This is a genomic window from Azospirillum sp. B2RO_4 (genome assembly GCF_051124815.1).
Classification (GTDB): domain Bacteria; phylum Pseudomonadota; class Alphaproteobacteria; order Azospirillales; family Azospirillaceae; genus Azospirillum.
Genome location: NZ_CP118486.1, coordinates 752,713 through 768,410 on the forward strand (window position 1 = coordinate 752,713; position 15,698 = coordinate 768,410).

17 protein-coding genes are annotated in these 15,698 nt (G+C 67.8%); 6 read left to right on the forward strand and 11 right to left on the reverse strand.

Going from position 1 to position 15,698, the window contains the following annotated elements; translation table 11 throughout:
• Positions 1–79 precede the first annotated feature (79 nt).
• Genes PWS46_RS17405 through PWS46_RS17420 form a run of 4 tightly spaced genes read right to left on the reverse strand, consistent with a single transcriptional unit; the run spans position 80 to position 4,660 of the window.
• The gene (locus PWS46_RS17405; RefSeq protein ID WP_434620854.1) at positions 80–835 is read right to left on the reverse strand and encodes a formylmethanofuran dehydrogenase subunit C; all 756 of its coding nucleotides are present in this window, start codon (positions 833–835) and stop codon (positions 80–82) included.
• The gene (gene fhcD, locus PWS46_RS17410; RefSeq protein WP_434620857.1) at positions 832–1,743 is read right to left on the reverse strand and encodes a formylmethanofuran--tetrahydromethanopterin N-formyltransferase; all 912 of its coding nucleotides are present in this window, start codon (positions 1,741–1,743) and stop codon (positions 832–834) included. Before fhcD ends, PWS46_RS17405 begins: the two co-directional genes overlap by 4 nt.
• Positions 1,743–3,410 (reverse strand): formylmethanofuran dehydrogenase subunit A, encoded by a 1,668-nt coding sequence (locus tag PWS46_RS17415; protein ID WP_434620860.1) that lies wholly within the window; start codon positions 3,408–3,410, stop codon positions 1,743–1,745. The genes fhcD and PWS46_RS17415 overlap by 1 nt, the downstream gene beginning before the upstream one ends.
• Positions 3,404–4,660: a formylmethanofuran dehydrogenase gene (locus PWS46_RS17420; RefSeq protein ID WP_434620863.1), complete on the reverse strand. Its 1,257-nt coding sequence runs from the start codon at positions 4,658–4,660 to the stop codon at positions 3,404–3,406. Before PWS46_RS17420 ends, PWS46_RS17415 begins: the two co-directional genes overlap by 7 nt.
• A gap of 298 nt (positions 4,661–4,958) precedes the next feature.
• Here PWS46_RS17420 and PWS46_RS17425 point away from each other — a divergent pair, with 298 nt between their 5' ends.
• From PWS46_RS17425 to PWS46_RS17450, 6 genes are all read left to right on the forward strand, one after another.
• Positions 4,959–5,975, forward strand: a complete 1,017-nt coding sequence (locus tag PWS46_RS17425; protein ID WP_434620866.1) for a beta-ribofuranosylaminobenzene 5'-phosphate synthase family protein — start codon at positions 4,959–4,961, stop codon at positions 5,973–5,975.
• Positions 5,976–6,007: 32 nt separating this feature from the next.
• Positions 6,008–6,910: an NAD(P)-dependent methylenetetrahydromethanopterin dehydrogenase gene (locus PWS46_RS17430; protein ID WP_434620869.1), complete on the forward strand. Its 903-nt coding sequence runs from the start codon at positions 6,008–6,010 to the stop codon at positions 6,908–6,910.
• Complete coding sequence (gene mch / locus PWS46_RS17435; protein ID WP_434620872.1) at positions 6,907–7,914, forward strand: methenyltetrahydromethanopterin cyclohydrolase; 1,008 nt, start codon at positions 6,907–6,909, stop codon at positions 7,912–7,914. The genes PWS46_RS17430 and mch overlap by 4 nt, the downstream gene beginning before the upstream one ends.
• Positions 7,911–8,765: a triphosphoribosyl-dephospho-CoA synthase gene (locus PWS46_RS17440; protein ID WP_434620875.1), complete on the forward strand. Its 855-nt coding sequence runs from the start codon at positions 7,911–7,913 to the stop codon at positions 8,763–8,765. The genes mch and PWS46_RS17440 overlap by 4 nt, the downstream gene beginning before the upstream one ends.
• Positions 8,762–9,697: a quinoprotein relay system zinc metallohydrolase 2 gene (locus PWS46_RS17445; RefSeq protein WP_434620878.1), complete on the forward strand. Its 936-nt coding sequence runs from the start codon at positions 8,762–8,764 to the stop codon at positions 9,695–9,697. The genes PWS46_RS17440 and PWS46_RS17445 overlap by 4 nt, the downstream gene beginning before the upstream one ends.
• An 84-nt stretch (positions 9,698–9,781) precedes the next feature.
• Entirely contained in the window at positions 9,782–10,558 is a 777-nt protein-coding gene (locus PWS46_RS17450; protein ID WP_434620880.1) for a quinoprotein dehydrogenase-associated SoxYZ-like carrier, read from the forward strand.
• Positions 10,559–10,576: 18 nt separating this feature from the next.
• On the opposite strand, the gene PWS46_RS17455 is transcribed toward PWS46_RS17450, so the two are convergent.
• From PWS46_RS17455 to coxB, 7 genes are all read right to left on the reverse strand, one after another.
• Positions 10,577–10,921 carry a hypothetical protein gene (locus PWS46_RS17455; RefSeq protein WP_434620884.1) on the reverse strand — a complete coding sequence of 115 codons (345 nt, stop codon included), beginning with the start codon at positions 10,919–10,921 and terminating at the stop codon, positions 10,577–10,579.
• Positions 10,922–11,133: 212 nt separating this feature from the next.
• Positions 11,134–11,328, reverse strand: a complete 195-nt coding sequence (locus tag PWS46_RS17460; RefSeq protein ID WP_085083057.1) for a hypothetical protein — start codon at positions 11,326–11,328, stop codon at positions 11,134–11,136.
• A gap of 235 nt (positions 11,329–11,563) precedes the next feature.
• Complete coding sequence (locus PWS46_RS17465) at positions 11,564–12,037, reverse strand: hypothetical protein (RefSeq protein WP_434620887.1); 474 nt, start codon at positions 12,035–12,037, stop codon at positions 11,564–11,566.
• A 26-nt stretch (positions 12,038–12,063) separates the two neighbouring features.
• A complete protein-coding gene (locus PWS46_RS17470; RefSeq protein ID WP_434620890.1) occupies positions 12,064–12,396 on the reverse strand; it encodes a cytochrome C oxidase subunit IV family protein in 333 nt (110 codons plus the stop codon).
• Positions 12,393–13,049 carry a cytochrome c oxidase subunit 3 family protein gene (locus PWS46_RS17475; RefSeq protein ID WP_434620893.1) on the reverse strand — a complete coding sequence of 219 codons (657 nt, stop codon included), beginning with the start codon at positions 13,047–13,049 and terminating at the stop codon, positions 12,393–12,395. Before PWS46_RS17475 ends, PWS46_RS17470 begins: the two co-directional genes overlap by 4 nt.
• A complete protein-coding gene (ctaD, locus tag PWS46_RS17480) occupies positions 13,042–14,685 on the reverse strand; it encodes a cytochrome c oxidase subunit I (protein ID WP_434620896.1) in 1,644 nt (547 codons plus the stop codon). The genes PWS46_RS17475 and ctaD overlap by 8 nt, the downstream gene beginning before the upstream one ends.
• On the reverse strand, positions 14,682–15,695 hold the full coding sequence (gene coxB / locus PWS46_RS17485) for a cytochrome c oxidase subunit II (protein WP_434620899.1): 1,014 nt from the start codon (positions 15,693–15,695) through the stop codon (positions 14,682–14,684). The genes ctaD and coxB overlap by 4 nt, the downstream gene beginning before the upstream one ends.
• Positions 15,696–15,698 lie beyond the last annotated feature (3 nt).

Here is a 15,698-nt window from a genome sequence, read left to right on the forward strand (position 1 = left end):
TGGTGGCGCAAGAGCCAGCAATCCGATGACCGGCAGAGCCACAGCCGCAAGGCGGCATCCCGATAAGCGGGATCGTCGTTCAGACCATCGCCAGAATCTCACCATGTCCTCCTTCCGCAAGGTCGCCGATGAACCGACGGGCGCGGGTGGTTCCCGCACGCTCGAACCAGCTTCCGGTCCCCTCCAATCCACGCCGCAGCAGGTGCAGGAACAGCCAGTCGCGCGCGCCGCCATCGGCGAAGCCATCCGGCACCGCGTCCTGCCGCCGCCCCAGCAGCAGCGTTCCGCGCCGCATGCCGAAGCCCGGATGCGGGCCGCAGCCCCCTCCGGCCGCCAGCGTTCCAGCCACCATGAAGCCGGCGGCATAGGCGCCGACCACGCCGTCGACGACGATCATCCCCCGCCGCATGCGCTCGGCCACGCGGTCCCCGGCGCTGCCGCCGACGCTGATCAGCCCGCCGCGCATTCCCAGCGGCAGGCCGGGCAGGGCGCCTCCCAGCGCGTCGCCGGCATTGCCCGCGATGCGCAGCAGGCCGCCGCTCATTCCGGCACCGGCATGGCTGCCGACGTCGCCCTCGACCAGAATGCGGCCGGAGGCCATGCCGGCGCCGACCCGCTGCAGGACGGCCTCTCCCGGCCGGATCAGCATTGCTTCGGCCGCGTCGCCCGCCGACAGCTCGAACATCTTGCCGACCGTCGCCACTGCGCCACCGCAGGGAAGTGGCAGCCCGGCGATGCCCTCCGCCGTCAGTCCGGCCAGCCGTTCGGGCAGCAGAGAGGACATGTCCACAATTGTCCCGGCTTCGCCGCGGAAGGTCAGGCGCAGGCCGCTCATGCCATCACCTCGTGGAGGTGGAAGTGGTGCGGTCCCAGTTTTCCGCCGTAGTTGCCGGCGGTGATCGCCAGCACGCCGGCCGCCGTTCCACCGGCTGCTGCTGCTACGATGCCGGCCCGCATGCCGGTGCGGATCGCCGCCTCGTCGGTGCCGTCCAGCACCAGTTCAAGCACGGCCTCGACATCCGGGGACAGCAGGGTTTCCGGTTCGACCGCCTGCAACGTCGGGCAGAACCGCGTGTTGGTGGAGGCGACCAGCGCCTTGTATTTCGATCCGACCTTGGACCCTGAGCGCACCACCCCGCCTGGGAAAGGCAGGATGACGCCCGGCAGCGGCCGGATCGCCGCGACTGCCGCTTCCGCCGCGGCGAGGCATTGGCGGTGGCTGGCGGCCAGGATCAGGAAATTGCCGCCGCCGATCCCCTTGGCTACGGCGACGCTGTCCTCGCAGACGAACTCCCCGTCCATCACCGGCAGGCGCCAGAAGCGGCGGTCGCCGAACTTCTTGGAAATCTGGTGCCCGTCGCCGAAGTAGCGCAGTCCATTGCCGAGCGGGATGCGCTTGGCCCCCTGGAGAAGTCCGGCATAGCAGGCCGACCCCGGCGAGGTCATGATGCATTGCCCGACCCGGTTGACCACAAGCTTGGCGAGGTCGCCGGTGGACATGCCGAAGATCATCACCGCGGCACCCGGCCGGCTGTCGGGCGTCTCCTCCGGCGTCAACAGGCGCTCCACCGCCGCCTCGCAGCCGCAGCCGATGACGGAGGTGGCGAAGCCGGTCAGGCTGGATGTTGCCGCATCCACCCAGGCGGGCGTGTCGGCGGTGATGACCAGCCGCGTGTAGGTCATCGGAAACGCTTCTGCAAACGTGTCCTCGATGCGCACGCCGTTGATCCGCATCTCCGCCATCACGGCACCTCCCGCCGCATGCAGGGGTGGAGCTGCGGCCCGGCGCCGTGGCGGATCTCCGCGTCCTGGATGCGGAAATGCTTGAGGGTCAGGCCGATGCGCTCGTCGAAATAGCGGGCGATGCGGCGTTCGATCAGATCGTCGAAGCCGGGACGGACGACATGGGTGCAGCCCTGCGCCATCGCCACAAGCGCGCCGTCACGCACCACCAGCTTGCCGCTCTTGAAGACCAGATCGGGCCGTTCGAACATGGCGCGGCGGTCTGCCAGGTCGCTGTAGACCGTGACATCGGCCGAAGCACCCGGCGCCAGATGGCCGCGGTCGGCAAGCCCCAGGATGCGGGCCGGTGCCGCGCGGGTCATGATGGCGATCTCGGCCAGGGTGTATTCGCGGGTGATGGAGCCCAGCGTGGTGTGGGCCGGCGCGTCGGGATGGATCTCGGCCAGCTTCGCCAGACGGTAATCGCGGTCCATCAACAGCCGGATCAGTTCCGGATAGAAGGTGAATGGCGCGCCGTTGGGGTGGTCGGTGGTCAGGAACACCCGCCATGGATCGTCGAGCAGCAGGAACAGCTCCAGCCCGATCGCCCATTGCAGCGCGTTGACATAGGATTTGTCGCGATAGCGGAAGGGCACCACGCCGCATCCCGCCTCGCATTCGATGTCCATCGCCAGCCATTTGCGCGGATGGGCCAGCGGGGCGGTGTGACGCTGCGCCATGGTGTCGGCCGACGCGGTCACCGTCTGTCCGAACATGACCTGCCCGATGTCCACCGACAGCGTCGGCGTCCGGTTCACCGCCTCCGCCAGCGCCACGGCGCCGGAGGAAAACTTGCGGTCACCTGCCGTGTCGTAGCTGTGGAACTGGATGTGCGTCATGTGCATGGGCAGGCCCGATGCCGCCTGGATGGTGTCGAGCGTCGTCGCCACGTTGCCGGGAATGCCCAGGTTGCAGCCATGGACATGCAGCGGGTGGGGCAGCCCCAGCTCGTACACCGCGCGGGCCAGCGTGGTCAGGACTGTGCGCGGCGTGACGCCGTAGTGCGGTCCGGCTTCGTCGAGGTCGAGCTTGCGGGCGTTGAACTTGAAGGCGTTGATGCCGCCGGGATTGACGACCTTGACGGCAAGGCTCTGAGTCGCCGTCAGCATCCAGGCGACATAATCGTTGACCGCCGCCTGCCCGGCGTTGGTGGCGATCAGGTCCAGCAGGAAATCGTCGTTTCCCAGCACCAGATAGCCGCCGGTGTCGATATAGGGGATGTCGCTCATCTCCAGATGCGCGTGCCGGGCGTTGGATCCCAGCATCGCCGGCTCGAAGGCGGCGGTGAACCCCATCTCGATGTAGCGGGCGCCGGTGGTGTGGGTGGAGGGCGTGGCGATGCCGCTGCCCCCACCGCAGCCGCAGGCGCTGCCGGTGAAGCGGTGCCGGTCGTGCTCCTCCCCCATCAGCATGCGGGCGAGGTTGACCTTGCCGCCGGCGATGTGGCTGTGGATGTCGATGGCGCCGGACATCACCACCTTGCCGGTCACGTCGTACACGGCATCGGGCGTGGCGCCCGGCCCCGGATCGGCGGTGACGCGGTCGTCGCGCAGCCAGAGGTCGGCGACCTCGCCACGCCGGCCGTTGGCCGGGTCGAACAGGCGTCCGCCGGCAAGCTTCGTCAGCATCCGGCGGTCTCCTTGATTTTTGCGGTCTGGTCCAGCGCCGCCAGGATGCGGCCGATCACGCCGGCAACGCTGGGCAGGCCGCGATCGATCAGCATCCCGGCATGCAGTGCCACCACGCTGTCGGCGCGGAACACGTCGCCGGCATGATCGATGCCCGGCGTCCCCACCGGGATGAACAGTGCCGGCTCCGGCGTTATGACCATTTCCGGCGGCGCCAGCATGATGACGGCGCCGTCCGTGCTGAACTCCGGCATCTCCGGACGGAAGGCGGAGATCCATAAGGTCACGTCGGCATCCTGCAGGCGGCGGCGCCAGTCGAACCGTTCCGGATCGTGCAGCGGTACGCCGGCGTCGAAGCCGGTGCGCAAGGGAAAGCCGGTACGCCAGCCGCAGGCCTGATTGGCGCCGATCAGGTTGTCGGCCCCGGACAGCGGCAGGCCGGAACAGCGGGTGGTGCCGTCGATGGTGCGGATCAGCCGGACCAGCCCCTCCACGATCATGTCCGGCTGCGGTCCCTGGAACAGACCCGCCGCCCAGATCACCACCGCATAGCGGGCGGCGCGCAGGCGAGCCGCCAATTCAGGCATCGCGCTGCCGGTCCCCGGCCGGCCGGCAAGCGCCGCCCGCAGTCGAGAGACCAGCATTGCAGGATCCCCGGCCTCCGGCGCGACCGTTTCGATCTGCCCGGCCAGGAGCTGGGCCGTTTCCGGCATGGGCTCCCCGCCCAGGAAGACGACATTCCGCGCTCCATCGGGCACGAAGGCCGGTTTCGGAACCACCCAGCGTTCCCACAGGCGCGGAAAGGCGGCGGCCGGGTCCGGGCCGACGACGAGGACAAGGTCGCAGCGGTTGCGCAGCTCCGCCAGAGTGGTGGTCGACCAGCCGAAGCGGCGCAGGACCGCCAGATTGCGGAAGAGCGCGTCAGACCGCTCATGGTCCACCGTCGCCCCGATGTGCTCGGCCAAAGTCAGGGCGGAGAGCACGCCATCCACATCGGTCGCCAGCCCGGCGATCAGCGGAGCGCGGCTGGCGCCCAGCAGCTGGGCCGCCTCGGCAACGGCGTCATCCATGGAAACCGCAGTTCCGCCGATGCGGGCGTCCGTCGGCACCGCCGCGGACCGACGGAACAGCCGGTCGGCCTGAGGGCAGCCGCTGGGCCGGGGGGCGATGCCGGAATCGTCCTGGTCGATCCCGATGTCACCGCAGCCGAGGCCGCAGAACGGACAGAGAGTATCGGGGTGGAAGGTCATGGCCCCCCAATTCGGCTGAGCGGAAAAGTCGCTTTTGCGGGAAAACGCAGTCAATCCGAGTGGTTAGCGAAGAGCGGAGGTCTTCGCCGGGAGACGTCCAAGCATAAGGCCAGGAATAGAGCCGAAGATGTTTGGCCATGGGCGGCCATCGACAGGCAGAGCGATCCGGTCATGCCCGTTTTCCTCCCTGTATATCCGTGCCCCGTTTGGGTTACCGCGCGTGGATACTCGTTCGCGCTACGGACAATTTTGTTCGTAACGCTAACATTGTGCGGTGAGCCGCGCAAAGGGAATGCAGATGAGCCACCAGCGCAATCGGATAGGGGAGGTGTGGGTCCGTGCGCCTGCACGCCTGCATGCCGGCTTCGTCGATCTCAATGGCGGGTTGGGGCGACGCTTCGGCAGTCTCGGCATCGCCATCGACCGGCCGGCCATCGTCCTGCGCGCCCGCCCGGCCGACCGGCTGACGGTCAGCGGGCCATCGGCCGACCGCGTCCGCCGCAGCATCGAACGGCTGGGCCGGGAAGCGGGCCTGCCGGATGCCGTCGCCGTGACGGTGGAGGAGGCGATTCCGCCCCATGTCGGTTTGGGCTCCGGCACCCAGACGGACCTGGCGGTCGCCACTGCGCTCACCTGCCTGGAGGGGCGGGGCACCGCCGCCCGCGATCTGGCCCGTGCCTTGGAGCGCGGCGCACGCTCTGGCATCGGACTGGCTGCCTTCGAGCAGGGCGGGGTGCTGCTGGACGGCGGTCGGGGCGGGCTGGACGCCGCACCGCCGGTGATCGCGCGGGCGCCATTCCCGGAGGATTGGCGCATCCTGCTTCTGCTCCATCGCGGCGGCCACGGGCTGCACGGCGCACCGGAAGTCGAGGCCTTCCGCCGGCTGCCGCCCTTTCCGCCCGACGCCGCGGCGCATCTCTGCCGGCTGATGCTGATGGTCGCGCTGCCGGCGCTGGCCGAAAACGATGTGGATCGGTTCGGACAGGCCATCGGCGAGCTTCAGCGTACGGTCGGCGACCATTTCGCCCCGGCCCAGGGAGGACGCTTCACCAGCCCTTTGGTGGCCGAGGCGCTGGCTTGGCTGGAGGGGCAGGGGATTTCCGGCGTCGGTCAAAGCTCCTGGGGGCCGACCTGCTTCGCCGTCGTCGGTGACGCGGCGCTGGCGGAACGGTTCGCCGGCGAGATGCGCGTGCGTTGGGCCGGTTCGCCGCTGGAGGTGATGGTCTGTCGCGGGCGGAATGTCGGCGCGACGGTGCGGAACCTGACGGCCGAGGCGGAGCCGGCACCCACGATCCGGCGTGCCGCGGGTGAATGAGCGGATCGGTGAACGACTGAAAGGAGGCAGGCATGGGCGCTTACGTGCTGCACATGATTACGCCGCTGGCCAATGTCAGCCCGTTCGACGTCAACATGGCGGTGGATGCCGGCATCGACACGGTGGTCCCCTACACCGGCATCGAGACCGCCCAGGTTGAGGCGCTGACCCAGGACGCCATGTTCTCCCGCGATCCGAAGAACGCAGTGCGCACCGGCCTGTTCATCGGCGGGCGCGACGCGGCGATGGCGCTGGATATGCTCGCGGTCGCGCGCAAGGCGATGTTCCCACCTTTCCAGATCTCGGTCTTCGCCGATCCGTCCGGCGCCTTCACCACTGCCGCCGCCATGGTCGCCGTGGTCGAACGTGCCCTGCGGCGGTTGGGGGTGGATGGACTCGGTGGTTTGGATGTCCAGGTCTATGGCGCCACCGGCGTGGTCGGCGGCATCGCCGGACTGATCGCCGCGCAGGCCGGCGGCAACGTCACCCTGGTAAGCCACCGCGGCGTTTCGGCCGTGCAGGGCAAGGCGGAGGAGTTCGGCCGGCGCTATGGCGTCACGCTGTCCTGCGCCGACACGTCCACGGGCGTCAAGGCGGCGCTGATGGACCGGGCGGAGGTCGTGCTGGCCTGCGGCAAGGCCGGGGTCACGGTGCTGACGGCCGATGACCTGCGGGCGGCCAGGCGCTTGCGCGTGGCGGCCGACATCAACGCCGTGCCGCCGGCCGGGGTGGAGGGTGTCGGCGTGCAGGATGACGGCGCGCCCTTGCCCGGCCATTCCGGCGCCGTCGGCATCGGCGCGCTCGCCATCGGCAACGTCAAGTTCAAGGTCCAGCACCATCTGCTGGAGCGGATGCAGACCGGCGGCACCGCCGTCGCCTTCGATTTCCAGGACGCGATGGACGCGGCGCGGACCATTGCGGGAAAGGCCAAATGATGCAGCAGCGCCCCAGCCTGTCGGCCCTTGCCGGCCCGCTCGCCGCCGCCCTGGTCGCCGATGCGGTGCGATTGCGGCTCGGCATCGACCGCGTGGCCGGCGCCACCATCGTCGATGGTGGGATCGCCTGTCCCGGCGGGCTGGAGGCCGGTCGGCGCATCGCCGAGCTGTGCATGGGCGGTCTGGGCCGCGTGACGCTCCAGGCCGACACCCAGTCCGACCGTTGGCCTTTCCAACTGGCGGTGCACAGCACTGATCCGGTGCTCGCCTGCCTGGGCAGCCAATATGCCGGCTGGAGCCTCTCGCACAAGGACGCGGCCGGCTCCTTCTTCGCGCTTGGCTCCGGCCCCGGCCGCGCTCTCGCCCGCAAGGAGACGCTGTTCGATGAGCTGGGCTATGGCGACAGTGGCGATCACGCCGTGCTGGTGCTGGAAAGCGGGACCGTGCCGCCAGCCCCCCTGGTCGAGCGGATCGCGGCCGACTGCGGGGTGGCGCCGGATCGGCTGACGCTGGTGCTGACGCCGACGGTCAGCCTCGCCGGCACGGTGCAGATCGTCGCCCGCGTGCTGGAGGTGGCGCTGCACAAGGTGCACGCGCTGGGCTTCCCGCTGGAGCATGTCGCCGACGGCATCGGCGTCGCCCCCCTGCCGCCGCCCGGAAAAGGCTTCGTCGAGGCGATGGGGCGGACCAACGACGCCATCCTGTTCGGCGGTACCGTCCAGCTTTTCGTCACCGGGCCGGAGGACGCCGCCGCCGATCTGGCGCAACGCCTGCCCAGCACGGAATCGCGCGACTACGGCCGCCCCTTCGCCGAAGTGTTCGCGGCGGTGAACAAGGATTTCTACGCCATCGATCCGCTGCTGTTCGCGCCGGCCCGCGTGGTGGTGACGGCGCTCGACAGCGGTCGCAGTTTCCATGGCGGACGCCTTGCACCGGACATGCTCGACCGCTCCTTCAGCGGAACGGGGGGACGAGAGGCGGGGGCCAAAGAGGCGGGAGGATGAACGCAGCGGTGACAGAGCTGTTCATGGCCGTCTGCCGGGCGGAGGTGATGGCGCTGAAGCCAGGCAACGTCCATGTGCACGCCGCCGGCCACGGCATGACGGTGGAGGATTTCCTGCTGTCGGCGGAAGTTGCCGCGCCGGAGATCGCGCGGGCGCATGCTCCGGTCGGCCAACGCATCCTGCGGGCGGTGCAGGCGACCCGTGCGGCCGTGGGCTGCAACACCAACCTGGGCATCCTGCTGCTGTGCGCTCCGCTGGCCCGCGCCGCCGAGATGCCGGTCGAGCGCTCTCTGCGGGATCGGGTGGGCGACGTGCTGGCGGCGCTGACGGTGAATGATGCCGAAGCTGCTTTCGCGGCGATCCGCCTTGCATCGCCCGGCGGGCTGGGCCAGACGACGGAGCATGACGTTGCCGGCCCGGCGACGGTGACCCTGCGCGAGGCCATGGCCGCCGCCCGGTCGCGCGACCGCATCGCCGCCCAATATGCCGACGGCTACCGCGACGTCTTCGACATCGGTGTCGCCTGCGCCCGGTCGCTGACGGACGCCGATGCGGTGTCGCTGGCGGAGGCCGTCTTTCTGGACTTCCTGACCGCCTTCCCGGACAGCCACATCCTGCGCAAGCATTGCGAGATGCTGGCGGCGGCCGTGCTGGCCGAAGCCCGCGAGGTACGCAGGCAGGTGGCGGAATCATCGTCGGCGGCCCTTCGGCGCGAGCATCTGTTCGTGTTCGATGCGCGGTTGAAATGGCAGGGCATCAACCCCGGCACCTCCGCCGACCTCACCGTCGCCAGCCTCTTCGCCCATCTGCTGGAAACGCGCGAAGAAAACCACACAGGAACACGGGCATGACTGCCGGCCTCGATATTGGCCGTCGCCTGATGGCGGTCGCGTCGCTGTGCCTCATGGTGGCCGCCACGTCCGCACTGGCGGAGCCGTTGGCGGTGACGGAAGTGGCGCCCGGCGTCTTCGTGCACCAGGGCGTCATCGCCGAACCGGCGCCGGACAACCATGGCGACACCGCCAACATGGGCTTCATCGTCGGCGACAGCGGGGTGGCGGTCATCGACACCGGCGGCACGCCGGAACTGGGCCGGCGCCTGCGCGAGGCCATCGCCGCGCGCACGGACAAGAAGCCGGTGGTCGTCATCAACACCCACATGCACCCCGACCATGTCTTCGGCAACGCCGCCTTCGCCGATGTGCCGATCGCCGGCCATGCCAATCTCCGGGAGGCGCTGGCCGCCCGTCAGCAGGTCTATCGCCAGCGTCTGGCTGACGAGTTGGGAGAGGACGCGGCGGCCGGCATCGCCCCGGTCCGGGTGGACCGGCCGGTTTCCGGAGAGCTGCGGATCGATCTCGGCAACCGCATCATCGTGTTGACGGCCTATCCCACGGCGCACACCAACAACGACCTGACCGTCTTCGACCGCAAGACCGGGACGCTGTTCGCCGGCGACCTGCTGTTCATCGACCATCTTCCGGCGGTGGACGGCAATGCGCTTGGCTGGCTGCGGGTGATCGACAGGCTGGAGCGGGTGCCGGCGGTGCGTGCCGTTCCCGGACATGGTCCCGCAGCCGTCGATTGGCCGGGTGCGCTGGACGCGGAGCGGCATTACCTGACGGTGCTGGTGGATGGTGTGCGGCGGGTGCTGAAGGCGGACGGCAGCATCCAGGATGCCGTTGCAAGCGTGGCGGAGGACGAACGGAACCGCTGGCTGTTGTTCGACTCATACAACCCGCGCAACGTCACGGCGACATTCGCCGAGCTGGAATGGGAATAGGAGCGGACGCCACGGGACAAATCCAGGGAGGGAGCGATGACGCGATATCCGCTATCGGGGCCGTTTATGGGGCTTTTGGTCGTCTTGTCCACGCCTGCGCTCGCCGCCGGCGATGCGACGGACGACGCGGCGCGCTGGGACGTGCTGCACGACATGTATTTCAAGGACCGCCCGATCGAGGAGGCCGGCGACCGCATCCGCATCGATGCGCCGACCCGCGCCCATGACGCGGCATTGGTGCCGGTGAGGATCGAGGTCGATCCGTCGCTTCGCCTGAAGACGCTGTCGCTGCTGGTCGATAAGAACCCGGTGCCGTTGGCGGCCACCTTCCGTTTCGGCCCGGCCAGCGCCGGCAGCGGCATCGAGACCCGCGTGCGTGTCAACGAATACACCAATGTTCGTGCGGTGGGTGAGACCCGGGACGGCCGGCTTCTGATGACGGAAGCCTACGTCAAGGCGGCCGGCGGCTGCTCCGCCCCCGCCGTCAAGGACCCGCAGGAGGCGATGGCGCGCCTCGGCCGTATCAAGGTGAAACTGCCGGAGACGCTGACCCCCGGCAGCCCGGCCACGGCCCAGGTCATGATCAGCCATCCCAACAGCAGCGGGTTGCAGTTCGATCAGATCAGCCGCACTTACATCCCGGCCCACTATGTCCAATCCATCGCCATCCGCGTCGGCGGGCAGACGGTGCTGGAAGCGGACACCGACATCTCCATCAGCGAAGACCCGAATCTCCGCTTCAGTTTCCTTCCGGTCGACGGCGGCAGCCTGGAGGTGGTCGCCCACGACACCAAGGGCGCCACATTCACCCGCACCGTTCCACTGGCAGCCGAAAGCGGCAAGGATGAGCCGGCGCTGTAGCCGCCGGCCGTTTTCCTCTTAGAAGCACTGGCGGTCGGCGGCGACCTGGGCTTGGCGGAATCGGTCCATCAGGTCCTTGGCCCAGCCCGAACTGCGGAAGATTCCGGCGCGCTCGCCCGGCTGGTCGGCCATCACCTTCACCGTCTCGATGGCGGTGTAGTCGTCGTAGGTGATGCGGTCGGCGATGGCGTCGATGCTGCAGGCGCATTTCTCCATCACGAAGTGTGACTGGCCGTTGGACGCCATGCAGGCGATCACGTAATCGGCCCGCGCCGCCGTGGGATAGTCGTTCGCCGGGCTGGCGGCTGCAGGACCCGCCGACAGCAGGGCCGCCGCGAGGACAAACGCGATGCGAACAGGCATGGCCGGAAATCTCCCATCTTACCCATGGGCGCATGCCGGGAGGACGGTCCCATGGGTCAGCAATGATTGCCCTATATAACAATCACGGATGCGGATGGAATTGGGCCACTCAAAAGGGGTGGGTGTCTTTCGGGGTGGGCCGTGCGGCATCGTGCCCTGGCTCTTTGCCGCATCGGCCGAACTCCACCCCGCCCCTGGCCGGGTCAATCGCGTCAGATCTGGCGCGGTCCGCATTTCCAACGGCGGACGGTGTATTTCGGGTGCTGTTCCGCCCATTCGGCGGCCCGGAACATGCCGTTGCGCGAACAGGCCATCACATTGACGAACGGCTCCTGGAATGCGGGACGTTCGACGCTGCAGCGGTCGGGATCGGAAACGAGGCAGACCACAAGGAACAACTCGATCATGACATCTCCAGCGGTCATGGCGTTGGGTCGACCTCGGTTGGGCGCCTCGATTCGGCGGCGGCCGTCCAGGTTCATGCACGGGGAATTATGTTGCAGTGCACACAAATCCTGCGCCGGAGTCAAGGCGCATGGCTTATGGAAAACCAATTTTGTGTGAACACCGGGGACCGCGGTTCGTCCCGACGCGAAGCGTCTGCGGCAGCCCCTCATAATGTGGACAGGGTCACGTCGGGCCTCATCCCTGCATCGCCTTGGCCAGGAACCGGTCGATCATCTCGGCCACGGCCTCGCTGTCGAGATCGTCCAGCCGGCAGGTCCGCACGTCGGTCGTTTTGATCGGCGTCAGGAAATTCTCGGACACCGATGTCGTGCCGTCCTCGCCAACATGGAAGGTCATGTAGGCGCGCGGCGCATCCTCCGCGGTGTCGAGCGAGGTGAAGTGGACGATGGCGCGCGGCATCTCGTGGACGAGGTCGATGTCCTCCTGGAACCACACGGTGCCGACCTCGCGGACGATCGGCTGCCGGGAGTCGGCGATGGGCCGGATGATGCGGTCGTGCAGGTCACGGATGTCCTTCAGCATCGTCACCTTGCGGCCGTCGCGGGTGCCTTCGCCGAAATGTTGGATGGCGTCCCGCCGTGCGTCGTCCAGCCGGCGGCGGGTGCGGACCACGGCATCGACCAGCCGGCTGGTGGCGTCCGAATGCATCGCGTCTGTCTCCTCCTCATGTCGGATCAGCGGTTGCCCGGCTGGTGTTCGCGGCCCGTGGGGGCCGGCTGGTCGCCCACATGTTCCACTTTGCGGGTCAGGTAATCGGTCGCCGACAGCGCGAACAGGACAGCCAGCCAGAACAGGCCCGCCGCTGCCGCGGCACGGGTCAGCGCCGATGCCCGGAACAGCTTCATGAACAGCGCCAGCACCAGAAGCGCCTTTGCCACCGAGATGCCCAGCGCCACCACGACGTTCATCGGCCCCGGCATCGGCACATAGGCAAGGCCCAGCGTCATCGCCAGCAACCCCAGCAGCGCCGCCCAGGTCAACAGCAGGGAGAGGGGAGGTGCCTTCATGGTCCGCTCCGTCCGACCAGATAGATCAGCGGGTAGAGGAAGATCCAGACGATGTCGACGAAGTGCCAGTACAGCCCCGTCACCTCCACCGGGGTGTAATAGCGGGACGAGAAGGCGCCGCGCCGCGCCCGCATTGCCATCACCCCAATCAGTCCGATGCCGATGGTTACGTGGATGCCGTGGATGCCCGTCAGCAGGAAATAGAGGAAATAGAACAGCTCGATGGCCTGGGCATGCACGCTGTCCTCGTGGAAATTCAGCCCCGGCACCAGATGCTCGGTCCATTCCTTGTGGTATTCGTAGCCCTTCAGTCCGAGGAAAAGCAGCCCCAGCAACGCCGTTACCGCCAGGAGTCGGGTCAGAGCCTTGCGCCGGCCATGCTCCGCCGCATGGACGGCCCAGCCCATGGTGAAGCTGCTGGTCAGCAGCACCAGCGTGTTGACGGAGCCGATGACGATCCTGGTGTGACGCCCGGCCTCCGCCACGCCCTCCGGGTAGGTGGCGCGCAGCCATGTGTAGGCCAGCAGCATCCCGCCGAAGAACAGGATCTCCGTCGCCAGGAACACCCACATGCCGAAGGACGCGGTGTCCGCCTGCTGTTCCGCCGTCGCGTATTGCGGTTCGGGCTGTGGGATGACGGGTGCGTCAGACATCCTGCGGCTCCGGTTCCGGCCGGTACTGGTAGGGTGGACGGGTAACGGTGGGCGTCTTGTCGAAATTGTGGGCGGGCGGGGGGGAGGAGGTCTGCCATTCCAGTCCGGTCGCCGCCCACGGGTTGGCCCCGGCCCGCCTGCCGCGGAACAGCGACCAGCCGAGATAGAAGAAGGGCAGCGCATAGCCGATCGCCAGCACCGACGCGCCGGCGGACGAGAAGATGTTCCAGACCTGGAATTCCGGCGGATAGGAGTAGTAGCGCCGCTCCATCCCAAGATAGCCGAGGATGAATTGCGGGAAGAAGGTCAGGTTGAAGCCGAAGAAGATCAGCAGCGCAGCGATGCGAGCCCACCATTCGGGATAAAGCCGCCCCGTGACCTTGGGCCACCAGTAATGCAGCCCGCCGAAATAGGCGCTGACCATGCCGCCGACCATGATGTAGTGGAAATGCGCCACGACGAAATAAGTGTCGGTGACATGGACGTCGAAGGCGAGATTGGCGACGAACAGCCCGGTCAGCCCGCCGATGGTGAACAGCCCGATGAAGCCCAGGGCATAGAGCATCGGCGCGTCGAAGCTGATCCAGCCCTTGTGCAGCGTGGCGGTCCAGTTGAACACCTTGATCGCCGACGGCACCGCGATGACGTAGCTGAGCAGCGAGAAGACCAGCCCGGCATAGAGCGAGATGCCGGCGACGAACATGTGGTGCGCCCACACGAAGAATCCGATGATCGAGATGGTGATGCTCGACCACACCACGAACTTGTAGCCGAACAGCGGCTTGCGGGCGAAGCAGGGCACGATCTCGCTGATCACGCCGAAGCCCGGCAGGATCATGATGTAGACCGCGGGGTGGGAGTAGAACCAGAACAGGTGCTGGAACAGCAGCGGATCGCCGCCCAACGCCGGATCGAAGATGCCGACCCGCAGCAGCCGTTCCACCGCCACCAGAATCAACGTGATCGCCAGCACCGGCGTCGCCAGCACCATGATGACGGAGGTGGCGTAGTTCGACCAGACGAACACCGGCAGCCGGTACCACGTCATCCCCGGCGCCCGCATCCGGTGGATGGTGACGATGAAGTTCAGCCCGGTCAGGATGGAGGAGAAGCCGACGGCGAACACGGCGGCCAGCGCCAGCACGACATAGCCGTTGGAATAGAGCGAGGAGAAGGGCGTGTAGAAGGTCCAGCCGGTGTCGACCCCGCCGATCAGGATGGCGAACAGCGCCAGGAGACCGGCCCCGACATACAGATACCAGCTGAGCAGGTTCAGGCGCGGGAAGGCCAGATCCTTGGCGCCGATCATCAGCGGGATCAGGAAATTGCCCATGGTGTTGGGGATCGACGGGATCAGGAAGAACCAGACCATCACGATGCCGTGCAGCGTGAACAGGCGGTTGTAGATGTCCGGCGTGAAGATGCCGGCCGGCGTCACCAGATTCAGCCGGATCAGCGTCGCCGCCAGCCCGCCGACGAAGAAGAAGAAGGTGATCGACAGGGTGTAGAGGATGGCGATCCGCTTGTGGTCCTTGGTCAGCAGCCAAGACCGCAGGGTGACGCCTTCCTCCGTCAGGTAGTTCTTGGTGGCGACGACGGGTTCGTCCGGCTTTCCGGTCACGGTCGCGGTGGTCATTGGACGGGCCTTTCCGCGCTGCCGGCCGCTTGGCCGGCTTGAGATGGTCCGGCCGCTTGGCCGGTTTGGGAGTTCTGGGCCGTCCTGTCGGCCAGCGATTTGATGTAGGCGACCAGCTTCAGCAGATCGTCCTCGCCGATCTGCCCGGCGAAGGAGGGCATGACCGGCGGATAGCCGGCGGCGATCTCCGACTTCGGCTTCAGGATCGAATCGCGGATATAGCGGTCGTCGGCGATGACGGTGCGGCCGTCCTGCAGCGGCACCGGGCGGCCGAACAGACCCTCCAGCTTCGGCGCGTGGACGGTGCTGGCGGTGCCGTGGCAGCCGCTGCAGCCATAGCTGCGGAACAGCGCCTCCCCCTCCTGGGCGAGGCTGGGCCCCGGGTCCTGGCTGTCCAGCCAGCGCTGGAAGTCGGACGGTTCCATGACGACGACGCTGCCGCCCATCCGGGCATGCCAGGTGCCGCAGAACTCCGCGCAGAACAGGCGGTATTCGCCGACTTTCGTCGGGGTGAACCACAGCGTCTCGTACCGGCCGGGCAGCGCGTCCTGGCGGACCCGGAAGGCGGGGATGGCGAAGTCGTGGATCACGTCCTGCGAGGTTAGTACCAGCCGTACCGGCTTGCCGACCGGGACATGCAGCGTGTCGATCTCGCGCTGGCCGCCGGGATGCTCGATCTTCCACATCCACTGCTTGCCGACGACATAGATGTCGGTGGCGTCCTTGGGCGGGCTGTGGATGCCGACATAGAGGTCCGCCCCCCAGAAATAGAGGCCGAGAAAGGCGATGAAGGTGGCGACGGTCCAGGCGGTCTCGACCCTCCAGGTGCGGCCCAGCCGGTCGCCGCGTTCGACCTTGCTGCTTTTCCGGTAGCGGACGCAGAAGAGGATCATCAGACCGAAGACCAGCAGCAGGATGAAGACGCTGGTGCCGATCAGGGCCGCGAACAGCCAATCCATGTCGGCGGCATGGGCAGACGCGGTGGGGGGGAGGAGTTGTATGCTTCCCATGGC

Excerpts from the sequence above, each read along its gene's own strand:
- PWS46_RS17405 (WP_434620854.1), bottom strand. The coding sequence starts at position 835 with ATGAGCGGCCTGCGCCTGACCTTCCGCGGCGAAGCCGGGACAATTGTG.
- fhcD (WP_434620857.1), bottom strand. The coding sequence starts at position 1,743 with ATGGCGGAGATGCGGATCAACGGCGTGCGCATCGAGGACACGTTTGCA.
- PWS46_RS17415 (WP_434620860.1), bottom strand. The coding sequence starts at position 3,410 with ATGCTGACGAAGCTTGCCGGCGGACGCCTGTTCGACCCGGCCAACGGC.
- PWS46_RS17420 (WP_434620863.1), bottom strand. The coding sequence starts at position 4,660 with ATGACCTTCCACCCCGATACTCTCTGTCCGTTCTGCGGCCTCGGCTGC.
- PWS46_RS17425 (WP_434620866.1), top strand. The coding sequence starts at position 4,959 with ATGAGCCACCAGCGCAATCGGATAGGGGAGGTGTGGGTCCGTGCGCCT.
- PWS46_RS17430 (WP_434620869.1), top strand. The coding sequence starts at position 6,008 with ATGGGCGCTTACGTGCTGCACATGATTACGCCGCTGGCCAATGTCAGC.
- mch (WP_434620872.1), top strand. The coding sequence starts at position 6,907 with ATGATGCAGCAGCGCCCCAGCCTGTCGGCCCTTGCCGGCCCGCTCGCC.
- PWS46_RS17440 (WP_434620875.1), top strand. The coding sequence starts at position 7,911 with ATGAACGCAGCGGTGACAGAGCTGTTCATGGCCGTCTGCCGGGCGGAG.
- PWS46_RS17445 (WP_434620878.1), top strand. The coding sequence starts at position 8,762 with ATGACTGCCGGCCTCGATATTGGCCGTCGCCTGATGGCGGTCGCGTCG.
- PWS46_RS17455 (WP_434620884.1), bottom strand. The coding sequence starts at position 10,921 with ATGCCTGTTCGCATCGCGTTTGTCCTCGCGGCGGCCCTGCTGTCGGCG.
- PWS46_RS17460 (WP_085083057.1), bottom strand. The coding sequence starts at position 11,328 with ATGATCGAGTTGTTCCTTGTGGTCTGCCTCGTTTCCGATCCCGACCGC.
- PWS46_RS17465 (WP_434620887.1), bottom strand. The coding sequence starts at position 12,037 with ATGCATTCGGACGCCACCAGCCGGCTGGTCGATGCCGTGGTCCGCACC.
- PWS46_RS17470 (WP_434620890.1), bottom strand. The coding sequence starts at position 12,396 with ATGAAGGCACCTCCCCTCTCCCTGCTGTTGACCTGGGCGGCGCTGCTG.
- PWS46_RS17475 (WP_434620893.1), bottom strand. The coding sequence starts at position 13,049 with ATGTCTGACGCACCCGTCATCCCACAGCCCGAACCGCAATACGCGACG.
- ctaD (WP_434620896.1), bottom strand. The coding sequence starts at position 14,685 with ATGACCACCGCGACCGTGACCGGAAAGCCGGACGAACCCGTCGTCGCC.
- coxB (WP_434620899.1), bottom strand. The coding sequence starts at position 15,695 with ATGGGAAGCATACAACTCCTCCCCCCCACCGCGTCTGCCCATGCCGCC.